Consider the following 19,725-nt stretch of genomic DNA (forward strand, 5'->3'; position numbering starts at 1 on the left):
GCAAGCGCCGTTGGAGGTATGATGAGTGCAGCGGAACTGGAAGTGGCGAACCTCCCCGACGCCATGATCTCCGTCCGCGAGACCTTCGGTTTCGAGAGCGACCTGAAGGTGCCGGCCTTTTCCAAGACGGACCCGCACGTTCCCGAGATCGACCCGGACTATCTGTTCGACAAGCAGACGACGCTGGCGATCCTGGCGGGCTTCGCCAAGAACCGCCGCGTCATGGTGTCGGGCTCGCACGGCACCGGCAAGTCGACCCATATCGAGCAGGTCGCCGCCCGCCTCAACTGGCCCTGCGTGCGCCTCAATCTCGACAGCCACGTGTCGCGTATCGATCTCGTCGGCAAGGACGCGATCACCGTTCGCGAGGGCAAGCAGGTCACGGAATTCCGCGACGGCATCCTGCCCTGGGCCTATCAGAACAATGTCGCGCTCGTATTCGACGAATACGATGCCGGCCGCCCGGACGTGATGTTCGTGATCCAGCGCGTTCTGGAATCGTCGGGCCGCCTCACCCTTCTCGATCAGGCGCGCGTCATCCGCCCGCACCCCGCCTTCCGCCTGTTCGCCACCGCCAACACGGTCGGCCTCGGCGACACGACAGGCCTCTACCACGGCACGCAGCAGATCAATCAGGCGCAGATGGACCGCTGGTCGATCGTCACCGTCCTGAACTACCTGCCGCATGACAACGAGGTCGGGATCGTTCTGGCCAAGGCCAAGCATTTCCAGACCGACAAGGGCCGCGCCGAAGTCTCCAAGATGGTGCGCGTCGCCGATCTCACGCGCTCGGCCTTCCGCAACGGCGATCTTTCCACCGTCATGAGCCCGCGCACGGTCATCACCTGGGCCGAGAATGCCGAGATCTTCGGCGATATCGGCTTCGCCTTCCGCCTGACCTTCCTCAACAAGTGCGACGATCTCGAGCGCCCCCTGGTCGCCGAATTCTACCAGCGCGCCTTTGGCGAGGAATTGCCGGAATCGGCGGCCAATCTGGTTCTGGACTGATCCGCATGGCGCGCCCCGGAGACAATTCGGCCAAGGGGCAGCGCCCCAAGACCACGGATCGCGAGCCCTTCCGCCGCGCGGTCGCGGGCTGCATGCGCGCGATCTCGGGCGATGGCGAGCTCGAGGTCACCTATGGCAACGAGCGCCCCGGGCTGACCGGCGAGCGGGCGCGCCTGCCCGAGCTTCCCAAGCGTGCCGGCGAGACCGAGATCGCCGTGGTGCGCGGTCTGTCCGACGCCATGGCGCTGCGCAAGGCGCGCCACGACGCGCGCATCCACGCCACGCTCTCGCCCGACGGGCGGGGCGCGCGCGCCGTGTTCGACGCGGTGGAGCAGGCCCGCTGCGAGGCGATCGGCGCCAACGCCATGCCGGGCGTCGCGGACAATCTCGCCTCCATGCTGGAGGACAAGTATTTCCGCTCCAACCTCACCGAAGTGACCGACCGCGCCGAAGCGCCGCTGGAGGACGCGGTGGCGCTGATGGTGCGCGAACGCCTGACGGGCCGCGCCATTCCGCCGAGCGCGCAGGCCATCGTCGATGTCTGGCGCGACTGGATCGAGGACAAGGCCGGTCCGAAATTCGAGCGCCTGGGCGAGACGATCGAGGACCAGCGCCTGTTCGCGCGCGCGCTGCGCGACATGCTCGTGTCCATGGACATGGCCGAGGAACTCGCCGACGAGTCCGACCCGTCCGACGAGGAAACGCCCGAGGAAGCCGGCGACAACCAGTCCCGTGACCAGGAAGACAGCGGCGCCGAGAAGGAAGCCGGCCAGGACGAGGCCGAGCCGCAGGAAGCCGAGGGCGAGGCCGAAAGCGAGGATGCGAGCGAGGCCGAGACCTCCGAGCAGACGAGCGACGAGCTGACCGAGGACGAGGACGTCGATTCCGAGACGCCCGGCGAGTCGCGCCGGCCCAACCAGGCCCTGCCTCGCGATCTCGGCGACACCGATTATCAGGTCTACAACGAGAGCTTCGACGAGACGGTCGGCGCCGAGGATCTGTGCGACGAGGCCGAGCTCGACCGGCTGCGCTCCTTCCTCGACAAGCAGCTTTCCTCGCTTCAGGGCGCGGTCGGGCGGCTCGCCAACCGCCTCCAGCGCCGCCTCATGGCGCAGCAGAACCGCTCCTGGGACTTCGACCTCGAAGAGGGCTATCTCGACACGGCGCGCCTGACGCGCCTCGTGACCGACCCGTTGCAGCCGCTCTCCTTCAAGATGGAGCGCGACACCGAATTCCGCGACACGATCGTGACGCTCCTCATCGACAATTCCGGCTCGATGCGCGGGCGGCCGATCACGGTGGCGGCGACCTGCGCCGACATCCTCGCCCGCACGCTGGAGCGTTGCGGCGTGAAGGTCGAGGTGCTCGGCTTCACCACCCGCGCCTGGAAGGGCGGCCAGTCGCGCGAAGCCTGGCTGAAGGCCGGCAAGCCGCAGCGGCCCGGACGCCTCAACGATCTTCGCCACATCGTCTACAAGTCGGCCGACGCGCCCTGGCGGCGCGCCCGGCGCAATCTCGGCCTGATGATGCGCGAAGGGCTCCTCAAGGAGAATATCGACGGCGAGGCGCTGATCTGGGCGCACAACCGCCTGCTCGGCCGGCCCGAGCAGCGGCGCATCCTGATGATGATCTCGGACGGCGCGCCGGTCGACGATTCGACCCTCTCGGTGAACCCCGGCAATTATCTGGAGCGGCACCTGCGCGCCGTGATCGAGGAGATCGAGACGCGCTCGCCGGTGGAGCTTCTGGCGATCGGCATCGGCCATGACGTGACGCGCTATTATCGCCGCGCCGTGACGATCTCGGACGCCGAGGAACTCGCCGGCGCCATGACCGAGCAGCTCGCCGCCCTGTTCGAGGACGAGGGCGCCATGCCCCATCCGCGCCGTCGCGCGGCGGGCCGCAGGTAGGCGGATGAGCGCGCGCGCATGAGCCGGTCGCGCCTTCGCGCCGCCACCGCGCTCGCCCTCCTCCTGACGCTCGACCCCGCCGGGGCCGAGCCGGCCGAGACGCGCATCGACGCGCAAGGGATCGGCCAGTTCCGCATCGGCTCCGCCGAGACGCGCTTCGGCGCGCTCGATTACCTCGGCGGCTTCAGCTACCGCTCCAACGACCGGCGTCTGGAAGGCGTGTCCGCGATCCGCATGCAGGAGGGCGGACGGCGCTTCCTCGCCGTGACCGACACCGGATACTGGTTCCGGGGCGCGATCCGGCGCGACACGTCCGGCCGGCCCGTCGGCATGGACGACGCCCGGATCGACCCGATTCTCGATGCGTCCGGCGCGCCGCCGCGCCGCAAGGGCGAGGCCGATGCCGAGGGTCTGGCGCTCGACGGCGACAGCGCGCTCGTGTCCTTCGAGCGCGACGCGCGGATCGAGCGTTTCGACGCGGCCCGTCCCGGCCGCCCGACGGCGGTGCCGCTTCCCATCCCGAAGCGCGAACTGCGCTCCAATGGCGGGCTGGAGACGATTGCGGTGTCGCCGAAGGACTCGCCCCTCGAGGGCGCGGCGATCGTGGTGGCCGAACAGTCGATCGACGGGGCCGGCCATCTTCTCGCCGCGATTCTCGGGCGCGGCGAGGCCGGGCAGTTCACGGTGCGCAAGGACAAGGTCTGGTCGGCAACCGACGGGGCCTTCCTGCCGGGCGGCGACTTCCTGCTTCTGGAGCGGCGCTACGAGGGATTCGGCCGGATCGGCATGCGCATCCGGCGCATCGCGGCCGCCGCGATCCGCCCCGGCGCGCTGGTGGACGGGCCGGTCATCATGGAGGCCGATTTCGGCAACGAGATCGACAATATGGAAGGGCTGGACGTCTGGACCAACGAGCGCGGCGAGACGATCCTGTCGCTCGTATCCGACGACAACGGCTCGTTCTTCCAGCGCAATCTCTATCTGGAATTTCGCCTGCGCGAGGGCGCAGAGGCCGGCCGGACGCCCTGAGCGACCGGCCGCCGGGACCGTTTCAGGCCGCGACCCGCTGCGCTTCGCGGTAGGGCAGGACGGTGTTGATCACCACGCGGTAGGGCACGAGGCCGAACACGGCGATGGCGAGCTTCACGCAGAAATCCCCGAGCGCCCAGGACAGCCAGCGCGGCGCGTCCACCGGCAGGAGGCCGAAGAGCGGCGCGTGTTCCAGCGAGAACGCGTCGTTGGGGCCGAGGAAGACGAAGAGCGGCGCGAAGGCGACCGTGAAGAAGGTCAGCGTGTCCAAGACCGTGCCGAGAATGCCGCTGGCGAGCGGCGCCTTCCACCAGGCGAGCAGGCGCAGGCGGTTGAAGACGAGAATGTCGAGAAGCTGCGCCATCAGAAAGGCGGTGCCGCTGGCGAGCGCGATGCGCAGCAAGCGGCCGGCTTCGGTCTCGAAGGGCACGAGGCCGAGACGGTAGAGAATCGGCGGGAACAGGACCGAGCTCACCACCGCCATGAGGAAGCCGAGATAGACCACGCGGCGCGCCATGGACGGGCCGTAGAGCCGGTTGTTCACGTCGGTGACGATGAAGGCGAAGGGATAGACGAAGGCGCCCCAGGTCAGGAGATCGGCGAGCTTGAGCGGCCCGATCTCACCCTGCACGGGGAACTGCACGGAGACGTTGGAGAAGAGCACGATGATCGTCATGGCGATCACCGGCAGCACATAGCGGCGCGAAGAGGTCACGGGCTTTGGTCCATTTTTTTAGGCTGGGGTATGGCACCAGCGGTCGATGGGAGCCCCCGACGCATCGGGAGCGGCGTGTGGGACGAAACACCGCCCCCAAAGAAAAGAAGCGCCACCGCTAGCGGTGACGCTTCCCGATCGACCCGAAGGGATCGAAACGCTGATTAGGCGGCCTGCGTCTCGCCGGCGACCTTCTTGGCGATCTGGCGCTTCAGAAGGCGGGCGCGGGGCGACAGCTCGATCTCGGAGGCCTTCGCGAGGAAGGCGTCGAGGCCACCGCGATGCTCGACCGAGCGGAGCGCATGAGCCGAAACGCGAAGACGGAAACGCTGGCCGAGCGCGTCGGAGATCAGCGTGACCTGGCACAGGTTCGGCAGGAAGCGACGACGCGTCTTGTTGTTCGCGTGGCTGACATTGTTACCGGTCAGGACGGCCTTGCCGGTCAGTTCGCAAGCGCGCGACATGGGATCACCTTTCAAACAATCGATACGGCCTTGCGGGGCGCGCCGCCGCCGGACGGCAGCGCGATCATCGACCCCATGGCATGATCGGAAAATCGAAGGTTCCTATAGTCGCGACCGGCTGCCGCGTCAACCCGCCGCCACAAAGCGGTGCAATGGATTGAGCCGCCTGTTCTTCTCCCGATCGCTCGCCTCTCTCCTCCCCGAATGCCCCTCCTCGAAGGCCCCTTCACACGGGCCTGGCCTCCCGGCTTTGTGAGGAGACCCCGATGCGTCGGCGGCCGAGACTGGGCACTCCTTTCTAGACCACGCGGGCCGCACGGCCACGAGGATTTTCATGCTGCCACGCCTCGCCCTGGTTCTGACCGGTCTTCTCGCCGCCCTGCCGGCGCGCGCCGACGGCCCGCTTCAGACCGACTATGCGATCTCGCTGATCGGCCTGCCGGTCGGCCGCGCCCATTTCGAGACCCGGCTTTCGCCGACGCGCTATTCCGTGTCGGGCACCCTGTCTTCGGCGGGGCTCGCCGAACTCGTGTCCTCTACGCGCGGCACGAGTTCGGTCTCGGGCCGGGTCGGGCCCACCCGGCTGTTCGCCGAGCGCTACCGCCTCGAATACACGAGCGACGGCAAATCCTGGCGGTCCGACGTGCGATACCGGGGCACGCGGGCCGTCTCGGCCGAGGTGGCGCCGCCGGCCAAAAGCCCGGCCCCGTCCGATTTCGTTCCGGTCAAGCCCGCACAGCTCGCCAGCGTGGTCGATCCCCTGAGCGGTCTCATGCTGAAGCCCGGCCGGGATCCGGCCTCGCTCTGCGGCAGGACCGCGCCCTTCTTCGATGGCTGGTCGCGCCTCGATCTCGTCCTGTCGCCGGGCGATGGCGCCAGGGATTTCAAGGCCGACGGCTTTTCCGGCAAGGCGATCGCCTGCAACGCGCGCATCCGCCCGGTGTCGGGCTATCGCACCTCGTCCAACGGCATCAAGTTCCTGCAGGGGCGCACCATCCAGCTCTGGTTCGCGCCGATCGGCGACAGCGGGGTCTACGCCCCCGTCTATGTGCGCATTCCCACGCAGGTCGGCCCGCTGACGCTGACCGCCACGCGATTCGCCAAGCCCTAGAAATCTAGAACGCCCTCGATCAGCACGGTCACGTCGCCGCCGACGAGCACGTCCTCGCCGCGCGGGCGCACGTGGACGCGGCCGTGGCGGCCGATCGCGCGCCCCTGCGCGGCGACGTAAGGGGCGACGAGCCGCCCATCGGCTTTCAGCCAGCGGGCGATCGCGGCGTTGAGCGAGCCGGTGATCGGGTCCTCCTTCACGCCGTGCCAGATGTCGATCATGCGCACTTCGAAATCGGCCTCGCCGCCCGGCGGATAGGCGCCGAGAAGGCCGATCGCCCGCTCCTGCGGAAAGCTCGCGCCCGAAGCGTCGGCCCGCAGCACGGCGTCGGCGTCGCGCAGCTCGATGAACTCCCAGACCGGTCCGTTCACCAGCCGCGCCGAGGCGACCACATCGGCCGGGTCGATGCGCAGCGCCCGGAGCGCGGAGGCGAGAACGGCCTCCTCCAGCGGCTCGATGCGCGTCGGCGGCGCGACGAAGGCCGGACGCTCGGCCGACACGTCCACCTCGACGAGGCCGACGCCGCATTCCTGGCGCACGAGGCCGGGCGTCCTCGGCACGCCCCCGGCGTGAAGCCAGCTCATGCAGCTGCCGAGCGTCGGATGGCCGGCGAAGGGCAGCTCGCGCGTCGTGGTGAAGATGCGCAGGCGATAATCGGCATCGGGGTCCTGCGGCGGCAGGAGGAAGGTCGTCTCCGCGAGCTGCGTCCAGGCGGCAAAGCGCTGCATCGCCTCGTCCGAGAGCCCCTCCCCGTCCAGCACCACGGCGAGCCCGTTTCCGCGCGTCGCGAGCGGTGAGAAAACGTCGCACTGGATGAAGCGCCGTTGCATGGGTCTCGTCCCCTTCGCCCTCGAATATCGGCCTTTCTAGCGGACCGGACGCTGTTGCGCATCCGCCGCTCCGGCCGAAATTGCGCCGCGTGGAAGATTCGCAAGACGGCCGGGTGAGCCCAAGTTAAGTTTTCGCGTTCACATATTGTCCCGCCGCAAGATCGCCGCGATCCGGAGGCTTGAAAGCATCTGGTTGCGGCAAAATTTTAGCTGGCTAAATCTCGCCTTATCCGTCCCGTTCGAAGAAGGATTGCTGCCCATGTGTTTTCTCTGCGGCGATCTTCGGCATGACCTCGGCAGCGGCACGCCCTCCCCTTACGCCGCATTGAACAACGACAATCGCGGCAACGGCAGCCCGAACGGCAAGACCTCGCTGAGTTCGGACGCGGCGGGCGCCGAGATCGGCCGCGCGAACCTCACCTGGAACGGCGGCGCGAATGCGCTCGGCAAGGCCGCGACGGTGAGCTACGATTTCCGCACGCAGGCGCCGTCCTCCATGCCGGGCGACACGAGCGGCTTCACGGGGTTCAACGCCCAGCAAGCGGCGCAGGCGCAGCTGGCGCTGCAATCCTGGGCGGATGTCGCCAATCTCACCTTCACGCGCGGCGGGCCGAGCGCCTCGCAGATCCTGTTCGGCAACTACGCCAGGGGCGCGGACGGCGCGGCGGCCTTCGCCTATCTGCCGGACCCGAGCTCGAAGACCGGCATCGGCGGCGATGTCTGGGTCAACGGCACCTTCCCCTACAACGCGGCGCCGGACGCGCAGAACTACGGGCGGCACGTGCTCCTGCACGAGATCGGCCATGCGCTCGGCCTCCTGCATCCCGGCGATTACAATGCCGGCAACGGCACGCCGAGCTATGCCACCGACGCGACCTATTATGAGGACACGGCGCAGTACAGTGTCATGAGCTACTGGTCGGAGACCAACACCGGGGGCAGCTTCGGCGGGACCTATGCCAGCGGTCCGATGATGGACGACATCGCCGCCATGCAGCGGCTCTACGGCGCCAATCTCTCGACCCGCACGGGTGACAGCGTCTACGGCTTCGGCTCCAACACCGGGCGCGATTTCCTGACCGCGACGAGCGCCTCCTCCAAGCTCGTCTTCTCGGTCTGGGATGCGGGCGGGCGCGACACGCTGGACTTCGCGCTCTACACACAGGATCAGCTGATCGACCTCAATGACGGCGCCTTTTCCAATGTCGGCGGGCTCGTCGGCAATGTCTCGATCGCGCGCGGGGTGATGATCGAGAACGCGATCGGCGGCGCGGGCTCGGACCGGATCGTCGGCAACGAAGGCGACAACGTCCTGGTCGGCAATGCCGGCAACGACATCCTGATCGGCGGCGCGGGCAGCGACACGCTGTCGGGCGGGGCCGGCACCGACACCGCCGTGTTCTCCGGCGCGCTCGCGAGCTACGCCCATCGCCTCGGCCAGAACGGCACGGTGCTGCTCCAGGCCGCCGGGGCGAGCGACCGCGCCGACGGGGTGGAGCGCTTCGAGTTTTCCGACGGGGCGGTGCGGCTCGACCCGAGCCAGCCCCTGTTCGACCCGTTCTACTACATGAAGACGCAGCGCGACGTGTATGCGTCCGGCACCGACGCGCTCGCCCATTTCCAGACCTATGGCGCGCGCGAAGCGCGCGATCCCAACGCGTTCTTCGACGTCTCGGCCTATCTCGCCGTCAACAAGGACGTGGCGGCGGCGGGCGTCAATCCGCTCGGCCATTTCGCGGCCTATGGCGAGAAGGAAGGGCGCGACCCCTCGCTCGCCTTCGACGTGCGGCTCTACCTGCGCTTCAACCCCGACGTCGCCTCGAGCGGCATGGGCGCGCTCGAGCACTTCCTGCAGAAGGGCCAGGCCGAGGGCCGCGCGAGCTACAAGATGATCGGCGAGCGGCTCGCGGCCGACGGGTTCGACGAGGCCTATTACCTCTTCGCCAACCCGGATGTCGCCGCCGCCCATGTCAACGCGCGCCAGCACTATGCGACCAGCGGCTTCCAGGAAGGGCGCAACCCCAATGCCCTGTTCGACACGCGCTATTACCTGAAGACCAATCCCGACGTCGCCGCCGCCAAGATCGACCCGCTCTCGCATTACAACGACAATGGCTGGCGCGAGAAGCGCGACCCCTCCGCCGCCTTCGACACGAGCGCCTATCTGGACAAGAACACCGACGTGGCGCTCGCGGGCGTCAATCCGCTGAACCATTACCTGGGCAACGGCATCTACGAGGGGCGCGCGATCGCGGACTTCTCGGCCATGATCGCCTGAGACGCGATCGCACGTGACGTGATCGCCTGAGCCCTCATGGATGGCGCGATACGCGGGCGCGTCCGCGTGTCGCATCGGGGCCTCGGCATCCCCCGCCCGGCATCGATCGTTGGTCGGCGATCAAAGGTCGGATCGGAGCCAAGCCATGTCCACCACAGCCGAGCATACCAATCCCAAGCTCTGGGAGAAGGTGAAGGAAAAGGTCACGAAAGGGTCCAAGGGCGGCAAGCCCGGCCAATGGTCCGCCCGCAAGGCGCAGATGGCGACCGCCGAATACGAGCGCGAGGGCGGCGGCTTCAAGGGCGAGAAGCGCAAGGACAACAGCCTCCAGCAATGGCAGGAGGAGGATTGGGGCACCAAGTCCGGCAAGAAGAGCGCCGACACGGGCGAGCGCTATCTGCCCAAGGAGGCCCGCGAATCCCTGTCGGACGAGGACTACAAGAAGACCTCCGACAAGAAGCGCCGCGACACGAAGAAGGGCCAGCAGCACTCCAAGCAGCCCGAAAAGATCGCGAAGAAGACCGCCGAGCATCGCGACGGTGGCAAGGGCAGGAAGGCCGACAAGGACAGCGGCGAGCGCACCAAGGCCGAGCTCTATGCCGAAGCCCGCAAGCGCGACATTCCCAACCGCTCCAAGATGAGCAAGGCCGAGCTGGAAAAGGCGCTGGCCCACTGATCGGCCCGGTTTCGGGCCGGGTCCTGCCCGGCCCGCGCCTCGCACCTTGCTGCCGCGTCGCACCCCAAGGTGCGACGCGGCGGCCTTGCCCGATCGATGGCCGGCAAAGCGTTTGACGGCGCCCGGTGTCTTCGCTACCCGCAAAACGGGGAATGAGGGCAAGGCGATGGCGACGGCACTGGGGTTCTCGGCAATTTTGATGTGGGCGCTCCTGGCGCTCCTGACGGCCCGAAGCGGCGCCGTGCCGCCGCTCCAGATGAACGCCCTATGCTTTGCGATCGGCACGCTCGTCGGCCTCGTCGCGCTGCGCGTGCGCCGGGTGCCGCTCCGGGTGTTCCGACAGCCGCCCTCGGTCTGGCTTCTCGGCGTCGGCGGGTTGTTCGGCTATCATGCCGTGTATTTCGCGGCCCTGCGCAACGCGCCGGCCGCCGAGGCGAGCCTCATCGCCTATCTCTGGCCGCTTCTGATCGTGCTCGGCTCGGCCATGCTGCCGGGCGAGAAGCTGCGCTGGTTCCATCTCGTCGGCGCGCTCTTCGGCCTGTCCGGCGCGGGGCTCATCATCGCCGGGCGCGGCGGTGGCCTGTCCTTCGAGGGAAGCCATGGCTTCGGCTATATCCTGGCCGGCTGCTGCGCGCTGATCTGGGCCGGCTATTCGCTCCTGTCGCGCCGCGCGCGAGACGTGCCGAGCGACGTGGTGACGGGCTTCTGCGCGGGAACGGCGCTCCTGTCGCTGCCCGCGCACTGGATGTTCGAGACGACGGTCTGGCCGGCGACATCGGGAGAATGGCTGGCGATCCTCGCCCTCGGCCTCCTGCCGGTCGGCGCGGCCTTCTATGTCTGGGATTACGGCGTGAAGCGCGGCGACATCCAGCTTCTGGGCGCCGCGAGCTATGCCGCGCCGCTCCTGTCGACGCTGGTTCTCATCCTCTTCGGCGAAGCGAGCCCGAGCTGGACCCTCGCGCTCGCCGCCACGCTGATCACGCTCGGCGCCGTGCTCGCCGCTCTGCCGATGTTCTCCCGGCTTCTCGCGAGGGCCTGACGCCCGTCACCCGCCGCGCGGCGGGCGCGGGGTCGGGCGCCAGTCTTTCGGCGCCATCTCGAAACTCTCGAAGCGGAAGCCCGGCGCGACCGTGCAGCCGACCAGCGTCCATTCGCCGAGGCTCGTCGCCGTCTGCCAGCACCCGGCGGGCACCACGAATTGCGGCACTTCGCCGAGCAGCAGATTCGGCCCGAGGCGATGCGACGAGGCGTCGTGCCCGTTCGGCGAGACAGTGAGCGCCAGCGGGCCGCCCGCATGCCAGTGCCACGCCTCGGCGACGTCCGTCACGCGATGCCATTCCGAGGTCTCGCCCGTGTCGAGGAGATAAAGGATCGCCGTGGAGCGCGGCCGCCCGTCCGCATCGAGGGCGGTGTCGCGGAAGGTCTCGCGATACCAGCCGCCTTCCGGGTGCGGCTGGAGGCCGAGCTTGGCGATGATGTCGCGCGCCCTCAATAGCCGTTCCTCTTCTGGCGCAGCGCCGCGAAGACGGCGACGGGATCGGCCCCCGCCATGCCGAACGCGGCCTGAAGCTCGGGATCGTCGGCGCGCAGGAACGGGTTGGTCCGCTTCTCGCGCCCGAGCAGGACCGGCAGCGTCGCCCGGTGCTCGACGCGCAGGGTCTCGACCTCCTTCACCCGCTCCTGCAGCAGGAGATTGCCGGGATCGACGTCGAGCGCGAAGCGAGCATTGGTGGCCGTGTATTCGTGGCCGCAATAGAGCATCGTGTCGTCGGGCAGGGCGCGCAGGCGCTGGAGGCTTTCCCACATCTGAGCGGGGCTCCCCTCGAACAAGCGGCCGCAGCCGAGCGAGAACAGGGCGTCGGCCGCGAACAGAAGCTTTTCGCCCGGCAGAAAATAGGAAATCCCGCCCGCCGTGTGGCCCGGCGTGTCGATCACCTCGACCTCGATCGCGCCGAGCGCGAACCGGTCCCCGCCCCGCACCGGGCGGTCGAGGCCGGGAATGCGCGCGGCCTCCTCGGCCGGTCCGATGATCTCCGCGCCGAACCGTGCCTTCAGCGCCTCGTTGGCGCTGACATGGTCGTCATGGTGATGGGTCGTCAGAATATGGGTGAGCCGCCAGCCCTCGTGCTCCAGCGCCTCCAGGATCGGCCCCTCCTCCGGCGCGTCGATCGACAGCGTCAGGCCGCTGTCCGGCTCGTGCAGGAGCACGCCGAAATTGTCCCGTCGGCAGGTGAACTGTCTGATCTCGGCACCCATGGCGCGGCGTCCCTCCTTGGCTCTGGCCGGGGACATAGCGCAGGCCCGTCCCGAGCCGAAGGGGGAGGCCGCAAAAGCCCTGTGCGAAGCGGCCGAGTGTGCGATAGGGTCCCGCCGAACGCAGCAGCCGCGAGACTCAAGGATTGAACGCCGACATCGTCGATATCCGCGACTTCTACGCGACACGGCTCGGCGAGGCCGCCGTGCGCTCCGTTTCGGCGGCGCTGGCGCCGATCTGGAAGCCGATCTCGCAGGAACGCCTCGTCGGGCTCGGCTATGTCACGCCCTATCTCGACAAGCTCGCGCCCGACGCGGAACGCGCGCTCGCCTTCATGCCGGCCGCGCAAGGCGCCGTGAACTGGCCGCCGCACGGCCGCTCGCTGACCGCCCTCGTCCACCCGGCCGACCTGCCGCTTGGCGACGCCTGCATCGACCGCATCCTGATGGTCCACGCGCTGGAATTTGCCGAAAGCCCGACGGAGATGCTGAACGAGGCATGGCGCGTGCTGGCCCCGGGCGGGCGGCTCGTTCTCGTCCTGCCGAGCCGGCGCGGCGTGTGGACGCGATTCGAGCACACGCCCTTCGGCTCTGGCCGGCCCTGGTCGCGCGGACAGGCGACGCAGCTCCTGCGCGAGACCATGTTCACACCGTCGGGCTTCTCGCAGGCGCTGCATTTCCCGCCCTTCCGCCGCGCCGGGTTTCTCAATCTCGTGCCGCTTTGGGACCGGGTCGGGCGTCGCGCCTGGCCGCTGTTTTCGGGGGCGATCGTCCTGGAAGCCACCAAGCTCGTGTATCGCGGCATTCCCGTGTCGAACGGCGAGAAGCAGCGCCTGAGGCGCCTGCGCCCCGTTCTCGTGCCCCAGGGCGCGCCGGCCCTGCACCGCGAGCCCATCGACGCCCTCGCCCCGCCGCCCGGCTCCGGCGGCGAGCCGGCCTGACCCCTCTCCCATCTCAAGCCTTTGGATGTCCCATGCAGCAGCGCAAGCTCGGCCCCGACCTCACCGTCTCCTCGCTCGGCCTCGGCTGCATGGGCATGTCGGAATTCTACGGCGCGCGGAACGACGCCGAATCCCTCAACGTCATTCACCGGGCGCTCGACCTCGGCGTCACCCTACTGGACACGGCCGACATGTACGGTGCGGGCCACAACGAGGAGCTCGTCGGCCAGGCGCTGAAGGGCCGCCGCGACGGCGTGGTGGTCGCCACCAAGTTCGGCCACATGCTGGGGCCGAAGGGCGAGCGGCTCGGCATCAACGGCCGGCCCGACCATGTGCGCCGCGCGGTGGACGCGAGCCTCAAGCGCCTGGGGCTCGAGACGATCGACCTTCTCTACCAGCACCGGGTGGACGTGAACGTGCCGATCGAGGACACGGTGGGCGAGATGAGCCGGCTCGTGGAGCGCGGCAAGCTGCGCTTCCTCGGCCTGTCCGAGGCCGGTCCGCAGACGATCCGCCGCGCCCATGCCACCTGGCCCATCGCCGCGCTCCAGACCGAATACTCGCTCTGGAGCCGCGATCCGGAGGCCGAAATCCTGCCGGCCTTGCGCGAGCTCGGCATCGGCTTCGTGCCCTATTCGCCGCTCGGCCGCGGCTTCCTGACCGGGCGCTTCGCGACGCGCGAAGCGATCCCCGAGGGTGACTATCGCCGCACCGCGCCGCGCTTTGCGGAAGGCCATATCGAAAAGAACCGCCAGCTTCTCCTGACGGTGGAAGGCGTCGCCGAGCGCCACGCCGCCCGCCCTTCGCAGGTGGCGCTCGCCTGGGTTCTGGCGCAAGGAGACGACATCGTGCCGATCCCCGGCACCAAGCGCATGGCCTATCTCGAAGAGAACATGGACGCCGCCAATCTCGCGCTCTCGGCCGACGACCTCGCCGAGCTGAGCGAGGCCTTCGCGCCCGGCAAGGTCAGCGGCGAGCGCTATGGCGAGGCCAGCCTGAAGCTCGTCGATCTCTGAACCAAGGGTCTGCCCCCGCGTCGCGCCCCCCTGAACCGTCGGGCCGGCCGAGGGATGGCCGCCCGATGCGCCAGAACAGTCGAAATGCTCCGAGGCATTTTCGGACGGGAAAGGAAATGCGGCCTCGACGCCCCTCTGATCGCGGATCGCGAGAACAAGGGAGCGCGCGGCTAGCGCTTCAGCACGAACACCGCCTGCTGACCGAAGAGGTTCCACAGCGACCAGGGCATCCGCACGCCCAGTCGCTCGCCCGACGCATTGAGCGCGACGGCGGTCTCGACTTCGGCACCGACATCCCGCGCGAGGTCCACGAAGTCGCGGATCGTGCAGAAATGGATGTTGGGCGTGTCGTACCAGGAATAGGACAGGCTTTTGGTCACCGGCATCCGCCCCTTGAAGAAGAGCGACGAGCGCACCGACCAATGGCCGAAATTCGGAAAGGACACGACCGCGCGCCGGCCGATCCGCAGAAGCTCGGTGAGGACGAGCTTGGGATTGTCCGTCGCCTGGATGGTCTGGGACAGGATCGCGTAGTCGAAGGCGCCGTCTGGATAATGGACGAGGTCGCGATCGGCATCGCCCTGGATCACCGACAGGCCGCGCCGCACGCATTCGTTGACGCCGGGCTGCGAGAGCTCGATCCCGCGCACATCGACGCCACGCCGGCTCTGGAGGATTTCCATGAGCGAGCCGTCGCCGCAGCCGATATCGAGGACGCGGCTGCCCCGCGCCACGAGATCGGCGATGAGTTCCAGATCGACGCGCCGGCCGGGCGCGTCCGCGACCTCGGCCGTGGTCGGAACGGGGGCGGCGGTCGCGCTCATGGCAGAAGGCCCCTGACTTTCGCGGCGGAGGACACGAAGCCCTGCACCGCGCCGGTGAATTCCGGCTCGTCGAGAAGAAAGGCGTCGTGGCCCTTGTCGGTCTCGATCTCCACGAAGGAGACGGACGCGGCGTTGGCGTTCAGCGCGTGGACGACCGTGCGGCTTTCGCTCGTCGGGAACAGCCAGTCGGACGAGAAGGAGACGAGGCAGAAGCGTGTCTTGGCGCCCCGGAAGGCCTCGGCCAGCTTGCCGCCATGCTCGGCCGCGATGTCGAAATAATCCATCGCGCGCGTGAGATAGAGATAGGCATTGGCGTCGAAGCGATCGACGAAGGTCATGCCCTGGTGGCGCAGATAGCTCTCGATCTGGAAATCGGCCTCGAAGCCGAAGCCGAGCTTTTCGCGGTCCTGCAGGTTGCGGCCGAACTTGCGGTGGAGCGCGGCTTCCGAAAGATAGGTCACATGCGCGGCCATGCGCGCCACGGCGAGCCCCTTGTGGGGGCGCGTGCCGTATTGAAGGTAATGCCCCCCGCGCCAGTCGGGATCGGCCATGACGGCCTGCCGGCCGACCTCGTGAAAGGCGATGTTCTGCGAGGAATGGCGCGCGCCGGTGGCGATCGGCAGCGCCGCGAAGACGCGCTCGGGATAGGCCACCGTCCATTGCAGGCACTGCATCCCGCCCATCGAGCCGCCGATCACGGCAAAGAGCTGGTCGATGCCGAGCCGGTCGATCAGCATGGCCTGCGCGCGCACCATGTCGGGAATGGTGAGGACGGGCAGGTCCAGCGCGTAAGGAAGGCCGGTCGCGAGATCCACCGAGGCCGGGCCGGTCGAGCCCATGCAGGAGCCGATGACGTTGGAGCAGACGACGAAGAAGCGATCCGTGTCGATCGGCTTGCCCGGCCCGATGAGGGTGGACCACCAGCCGGGCTTGCCGGTCACGGGATTGCGGCTGGCGGCGTATTGGTCGCCCGTCAGCGCGTGGCAGACATAGATCGCGTTGGACTTGTCGGCGTTCAGCTCGCCATAGGTCTCGTAGGCGATGTGGAAGGGCGACAGCGTGCGCCCCGCGTCGAGGCGCAGCGGCTCGGCCTCGCCGAAATAGGCGACCTTGGACGAGGGCTGGCGGGCCTCGCGAATGCCGAGGTTTTCCCCGGTGACAGGATCGGCGATGATGGACATGACCCGTGCTATCGGCTGGCGCGCGGGAAGGCAACACGCTTGGCGCGCCCGCCCGGCGGCCTTCGCACCCGGCCGAGACCCAGCCGGCGCGCGCCGGAATGCTCGACAAGCCGGCGCGGCGGGTCTATGCGACCCTTGGAGCGCCTTGAGCGGACCCTCCGGGCCTTGCGTCGCCGGGACCGGTCGGGCACTCCCGAACCGACCATCCGGCAACCTTCGCAGGCTCGATCCCATGTCCGAACAGCGCGCGCGTCCCGTTCCCAAGCCCGGCGTTCTGGACATCCACGCCTATGTGCCCGGCAAGAGCCGCGCGCCCGACGGCGTGACGCTGCACAAGCTGTCCTCCAACGAAACGCCCTTCGGCGCCTCGCCGCGCGTTCAGGCCGCGCTCGCCGACGTCGCGGCGCATCTGGAGCTCTACCCGGACGGGCAGGCCGGCGCGCTGCGTCAGGCGATTGGCGAGGTCCACGGGCTCAACCCCGCCCGCATCCTGTGCGGCAACGGCTCGGACGAGCTTCTCGGCCTTCTGGCGCAGGCCTTCCTGCAGCCGGGCGACGAGGCCGTCCACACCGAGCACGGCTTCCTCGTCTACGACATCTATATCCGCGCGGCGGGCGCGGTGCCGGTGGTCGCCAAGGAGCGCGACGAGCGGGCCGAGGTGGACGCGATCCTCGCCTGCGTCACCGAGCGCACCAAGATCGTCTTCCTCGCCAATCCGAACAATCCGACCGGCACCTATCTGCCGGCCGCCGAAGTGCGCCGCCTTCATGCCGGCCTGCCCTCGCATGTGCTGCTCGTGCTCGATGCGGCCTATGCCGAATATGTGCGGCGCGCCGATTACGAAGCGGGCCTCGCCCTCGTCGCCGAGCACGAGAATGTCGTGATGACGCGCACCTTCTCGAAGATCCACGGGCTCGCGGGCCTGCGCATCGGCTGGCTGGTCGCGCCCGAAGCGATCGTGGACGCGCTCGACCGCATCCGCGGCCCCTTCAACCTCAACGCCATGGCGATCGCGGCCGGCGCGGCGGCGATCCGCGACCGCGATCACGTCGAGAAGACCGTCGCGCACAATGACGAATGGCTGGAGCGGCTGACGACGGGTCTCTCGGCGCTCGGCCTGCGCGTCACGCCCTCGGTCGGCAATTTCGTGCTGGTCCACTTCCCCGAGGCCGCCGGCCGCATGGCGGCGGACGCCGACGCCTTCCTCACCGAGCGCGGCTTCATCCTGCGCCGCGTGACGGGCTACGGCTTCCCGAACGCGCTGCGCATGACGGTCGGCTCGGCCGAGGCCAACGCGGGCGTCCTGCGGGCGCTCGAGGAGTTCCTGGGCCGATGAGCGAGCCGCTTTTCAACAAGGTCGCCCTCATCGGCATCGGCCTCATCGGCTCGTCGATCGCGCTCAACATCCGCGAGCGGGGTCTGGCGCGCGAGACCGCGATCGCCACGCGCCGGCCCGAAACGCTGAAGCGCGCCGAGGAGCTCAAGCTCGGCACGAGCTACCATCTCGACCCGGCCGAGGCCGTGGCCGACGCCGATCTCGTGATCCTCTGCCTGCCGGTCGGCTCCTGCGGCGCGGCGGCGGCGACGATCGGCCCGCATCTGAAGCCCGGCGCCATCGTTTCCGATGTCGGCTCGGTGAAGGCGGCTGTCGTCACGGCCATGCAGCCGCATCTGCCGGGTAACGTCCATTTCGTGCCGGGCCACCCGATCGCCGGCACCGAGCAGTCCGGCCCCGACGCCGGCTTTGCGGAACTCTTCGAGAACCGCTGGACCATCCTGACGCCGATCGAAGGCACGGACCCGGAGGCCACCGATCGCCTCGTGCGCTTCTGGAAGGCGACGGGCGCGATGGTCGAGACCATGACGGCCGAGCACCACGATCTCGTGCTCGCCATCGTCAGCCACGTGCCGCATCTCATCGCCTACAACATCGTCGGCACCGCCGCCGACCTCGAAACCGTCACGCAGTCCGAGGTCATCAAGTTCTCGGCCTCGGGCTTTCGCGACTTCACCCGCATCGCGGCGTCCGACCCGACCATGTGGCGCGACATCTTCCTGAACAATCGCGAGGCGGTTCTGGAAATGCTGGCGCGCTTCTCGGAGGATCTGGCCTCGCTCCAGCGCGCCATCCGCTGGGCGGACGGGGATTCGCTGTTCGATCTGTTCACGCGCACCCGCGCCATCCGCCGCTCCATCGTGGAAGCGGGGCAGGACACGCAGGAGGCCAATTTCGGCCGCCTCAAGCCGCGCAAGGACGCTTGGAACGAGCCGGGGAACGAAGCCGGCACGCCCGCCACCACTCCCGCCGGAGAGGGCGTTCCCGGCGAGTAAGCCTCGCGCTCGGGCATGGCATCGCCCCTACTGCGGCGGCGTCGGCAGGCAAGGAAACAGCGGCGGCCGGGGCACCCCCGAGCCGCCGCGTCCATTCTGGCTCTCGGCGCCTCAGAGGCGCGGCAGGCGGCCGAGCGGGATGAAGCCGAGCCGCGCTTCGCCCTCGCGCACCTGAACGTCCACCACGGTCTTGCCCCCCTCCTGCCGCCCGACGAAGCCGAGCGCGCCGACCACCGTCGTCGCGAGACCGCCCGTTCCGGGCACGAGAACGCCGACGAGACCGGCGATCGACTGCGGATCGGACACCGCCAGACGGAAGTCGCCCGAAATCTCGCCGCTTTCCGACACGCGGAAGGGGCCGGAGAGATCGGCCCCGCCGCCGCCCGGCAGGGTCAGCGCGAGGCGGCGGATCGTCCCCGCCTCGCCGCGCAGGGCTTCCGAGATGTTGGCGCCGGGTACGCCGGTCCGGAGCCAGCCGGCCGCGCCGTCCAGCGTCAGATCGGCGGCGAGGTCGAAGGGCGGCAGCGGCGGCACGTTGGGCAGGGTGGCGGCGACGCCCGTGTCCGTGAAGGCGAAGTCGAGCGCCGCGCCGTTGCGCCGCGCATGGGCTTCCAGCCGCTGCGAGCGCGCGATCGGCGTGCCGGCCCCCTCGCCTTCGCGAAGCGACACGACCGGCGCGTCCATCACGAGCGACGCGCGCTCCAGCCCTTGCGTCCAGAGCGTCGTGGAGCCCTGCGCGAGGCTCCAGTCGAGATGGAGCGGCGGCAGGTCGGGCGCGCTCACGAGCGCCGGGCCGGCGAGTTCGGCGACGATATGGCCGGGATCGTAGATCTGCGAGGCCGTGCGCAGCGAGCCGGCCGAGACGCTCAAGCCATCCTGTGGCGCGTCGATGGCGATCCGGTCGCAGGACAGGCCGAGCCGGAAGGGAAAGCCGAAGACCTGCCGGTTCTCGCACAGGATCGCCGCCCCGCCCCCGCCCGCCGCTTCCAGCGCCGAGGCGACACGCCGGTCGAGTTCGCTTGCCAGCCAGTACCAGGCGCCGGCGCCGGCGAGCGCCAGGACGATCACGAGAACGAGGAGCGTCTTGAGCTTGCCCCCCGCGCGCGATCGGCGCGGCCGGCCCTCGGGAATGCTTGACCTTGCCATCGTCTCGTCCTT

General features: G+C 69.0%; 19 protein-coding genes. 11 read left to right on the top strand and 8 right to left on the bottom strand.

The genetic code is table 11. The features are described 5' to 3' along the window. Nucleotides 1-21: 21 nt before the first annotated feature. Genes cobS through B146_RS0107440 form a run of 3 tightly spaced genes read left to right on the top strand, consistent with a single transcriptional unit; the run spans nucleotide 22 to nucleotide 3,947 of the window. Nucleotides 22-1,008, top strand: coding sequence for a cobaltochelatase subunit CobS (gene cobS / locus B146_RS0107430; protein ID WP_026358424.1), 987 nt, complete (start codon nucleotides 22-24; stop codon nucleotides 1,006-1,008). 5 nt (nucleotides 1,009-1,013) lie between these two features. Beyond that, nucleotides 1,014-2,918 carry a cobaltochelatase subunit CobT gene (cobT, locus tag B146_RS0107435; RefSeq protein WP_019995796.1) on the top strand — a complete coding sequence of 635 codons (1,905 nt, stop codon included), beginning with the start codon at nucleotides 1,014-1,016 and terminating at the stop codon, nucleotides 2,916-2,918. A gap of 18 nt (nucleotides 2,919-2,936) precedes the next feature. Next, a complete protein-coding gene (locus tag B146_RS0107440; protein ID WP_019995797.1) occupies nucleotides 2,937-3,947 on the top strand; it encodes an esterase-like activity of phytase family protein in 1,011 nt (336 codons plus the stop codon). A gap of 22 nt (nucleotides 3,948-3,969) precedes the next feature. On the opposite strand, the gene B146_RS0107445 is transcribed toward B146_RS0107440, so the two are convergent. After that, on the bottom strand, nucleotides 3,970-4,662 hold the full coding sequence (locus B146_RS0107445; RefSeq protein WP_019995798.1) for a queuosine precursor transporter: 693 nt from the start codon (nucleotides 4,660-4,662) through the stop codon (nucleotides 3,970-3,972). 164 nt (nucleotides 4,663-4,826) lie between these two features. Then, the gene (rpmB, locus tag B146_RS0107450) at nucleotides 4,827-5,126 is read right to left on the bottom strand and encodes a 50S ribosomal protein L28 (protein ID WP_019995799.1); all 300 of its coding nucleotides are present in this window, start codon (nucleotides 5,124-5,126) and stop codon (nucleotides 4,827-4,829) included. A gap of 334 nt (nucleotides 5,127-5,460) precedes the next feature. Between rpmB and B146_RS0107455 the strand changes: the two genes are divergently transcribed. Next, nucleotides 5,461-6,237 carry a DUF3108 domain-containing protein gene (locus B146_RS0107455; protein ID WP_019995800.1) on the top strand — a complete coding sequence of 259 codons (777 nt, stop codon included), beginning with the start codon at nucleotides 5,461-5,463 and terminating at the stop codon, nucleotides 6,235-6,237. Here the strand turns inward: B146_RS0107455 and B146_RS0107460 are convergent. Next, nucleotides 6,234-7,067 carry a PhzF family phenazine biosynthesis protein gene (locus B146_RS0107460; RefSeq protein ID WP_019995801.1) on the bottom strand — a complete coding sequence of 278 codons (834 nt, stop codon included), beginning with the start codon at nucleotides 7,065-7,067 and terminating at the stop codon, nucleotides 6,234-6,236. The genes B146_RS0107455 and B146_RS0107460 overlap by 4 nt on opposite strands. Nucleotides 7,068-7,326: 259 nt before the next feature. Here B146_RS0107460 and B146_RS29750 point away from each other — a divergent pair, with 259 nt between their 5' ends. From B146_RS29750 to yddG, 3 genes are all read left to right on the top strand, one after another. Then, nucleotides 7,327-9,345 (top strand): M10 family metallopeptidase C-terminal domain-containing protein, encoded by a 2,019-nt coding sequence (locus B146_RS29750; protein WP_019995802.1) that lies wholly within the window; start codon nucleotides 7,327-7,329, stop codon nucleotides 9,343-9,345. 145 nt (nucleotides 9,346-9,490) lie between these two features. After that, nucleotides 9,491-10,021, top strand: coding sequence for a hypothetical protein (locus B146_RS0107470; protein ID WP_019995803.1), 531 nt, complete (start codon nucleotides 9,491-9,493; stop codon nucleotides 10,019-10,021). A gap of 166 nt (nucleotides 10,022-10,187) precedes the next feature. Continuing rightward, the gene (yddG, locus tag B146_RS0107475) at nucleotides 10,188-11,060 is read left to right on the top strand and encodes an aromatic amino acid exporter YddG (RefSeq protein ID WP_026358425.1); all 873 of its coding nucleotides are present in this window, start codon (nucleotides 10,188-10,190) and stop codon (nucleotides 11,058-11,060) included. Between the two features lie 6 nt (nucleotides 11,061-11,066). Here the strand turns inward: yddG and B146_RS0107480 are convergent, their stop codons facing one another. Beyond that, nucleotides 11,067-11,513, bottom strand: a complete 447-nt coding sequence (locus B146_RS0107480; RefSeq protein WP_019995805.1) for a cupin domain-containing protein — start codon at nucleotides 11,511-11,513, stop codon at nucleotides 11,067-11,069. Then, a complete protein-coding gene (gene gloB / locus B146_RS0107485; RefSeq protein ID WP_019995806.1) occupies nucleotides 11,510-12,277 on the bottom strand; it encodes a hydroxyacylglutathione hydrolase in 768 nt (255 codons plus the stop codon). The genes B146_RS0107480 and gloB overlap by 4 nt, the downstream gene beginning before the upstream one ends. A 143-nt stretch (nucleotides 12,278-12,420) precedes the next feature. On the opposite strand from gloB, the gene B146_RS25330 reads away from it, so the two are divergent. Together B146_RS25330 and B146_RS0107495 are read left to right on the top strand one after the other, a co-directional pair. Beyond that, complete coding sequence (locus tag B146_RS25330; protein WP_019995807.1) at nucleotides 12,421-13,215, top strand: methyltransferase domain-containing protein; 795 nt, start codon at nucleotides 12,421-12,423, stop codon at nucleotides 13,213-13,215. Nucleotides 13,216-13,247: 32 nt separating this feature from the next. Then, on the top strand, nucleotides 13,248-14,231 hold the full coding sequence (locus B146_RS0107495) for an aldo/keto reductase (protein ID WP_019995808.1): 984 nt from the start codon (nucleotides 13,248-13,250) through the stop codon (nucleotides 14,229-14,231). A 170-nt stretch (nucleotides 14,232-14,401) separates the two neighbouring features. On the opposite strand, the gene metW is transcribed toward B146_RS0107495, so the two are convergent. Together metW and metX are read right to left on the bottom strand one after the other, a co-directional pair. After that, nucleotides 14,402-15,055 (bottom strand): methionine biosynthesis protein MetW, encoded by a 654-nt coding sequence (gene metW, locus B146_RS0107500; RefSeq protein WP_019995809.1) that lies wholly within the window; start codon nucleotides 15,053-15,055, stop codon nucleotides 14,402-14,404. Beyond that, nucleotides 15,052-16,236 (bottom strand): homoserine O-acetyltransferase MetX, encoded by a 1,185-nt coding sequence (gene metX, locus B146_RS0107505; RefSeq protein ID WP_019995810.1) that lies wholly within the window; start codon nucleotides 16,234-16,236, stop codon nucleotides 15,052-15,054. The genes metW and metX overlap by 4 nt, the downstream gene beginning before the upstream one ends. Nucleotides 16,237-16,468: 232 nt before the next feature. Here metX and hisC point away from each other — a divergent pair, with 232 nt between their 5' ends. Together hisC and B146_RS0107515 are read left to right on the top strand one after the other, a co-directional pair. After that, entirely contained in the window at nucleotides 16,469-17,572 is a 1,104-nt protein-coding gene (gene hisC / locus B146_RS0107510) for a histidinol-phosphate transaminase (protein ID WP_019995811.1), read from the top strand. Further along, nucleotides 17,569-18,567, top strand: coding sequence for a prephenate/arogenate dehydrogenase family protein (locus B146_RS0107515; protein ID WP_019995812.1), 999 nt, complete (start codon nucleotides 17,569-17,571; stop codon nucleotides 18,565-18,567). The genes hisC and B146_RS0107515 overlap by 4 nt, the downstream gene beginning before the upstream one ends. Before the next feature lie 111 nt (nucleotides 18,568-18,678). Here the strand turns inward: B146_RS0107515 and B146_RS0107520 are convergent, their stop codons facing one another. After that, nucleotides 18,679-19,713 carry a DUF2125 domain-containing protein gene (locus B146_RS0107520; RefSeq protein ID WP_019995813.1) on the bottom strand — a complete coding sequence of 345 codons (1,035 nt, stop codon included), beginning with the start codon at nucleotides 19,711-19,713 and terminating at the stop codon, nucleotides 18,679-18,681. Nucleotides 19,714-19,725: the final 12 nt, after the last annotated feature.

Source organism: Aureimonas ureilytica DSM 18598 = NBRC 106430, assembly GCF_000382705.1.
Lineage (GTDB): Bacteria > Pseudomonadota > Alphaproteobacteria > Rhizobiales > Rhizobiaceae > Aureimonas > Aureimonas ureilytica.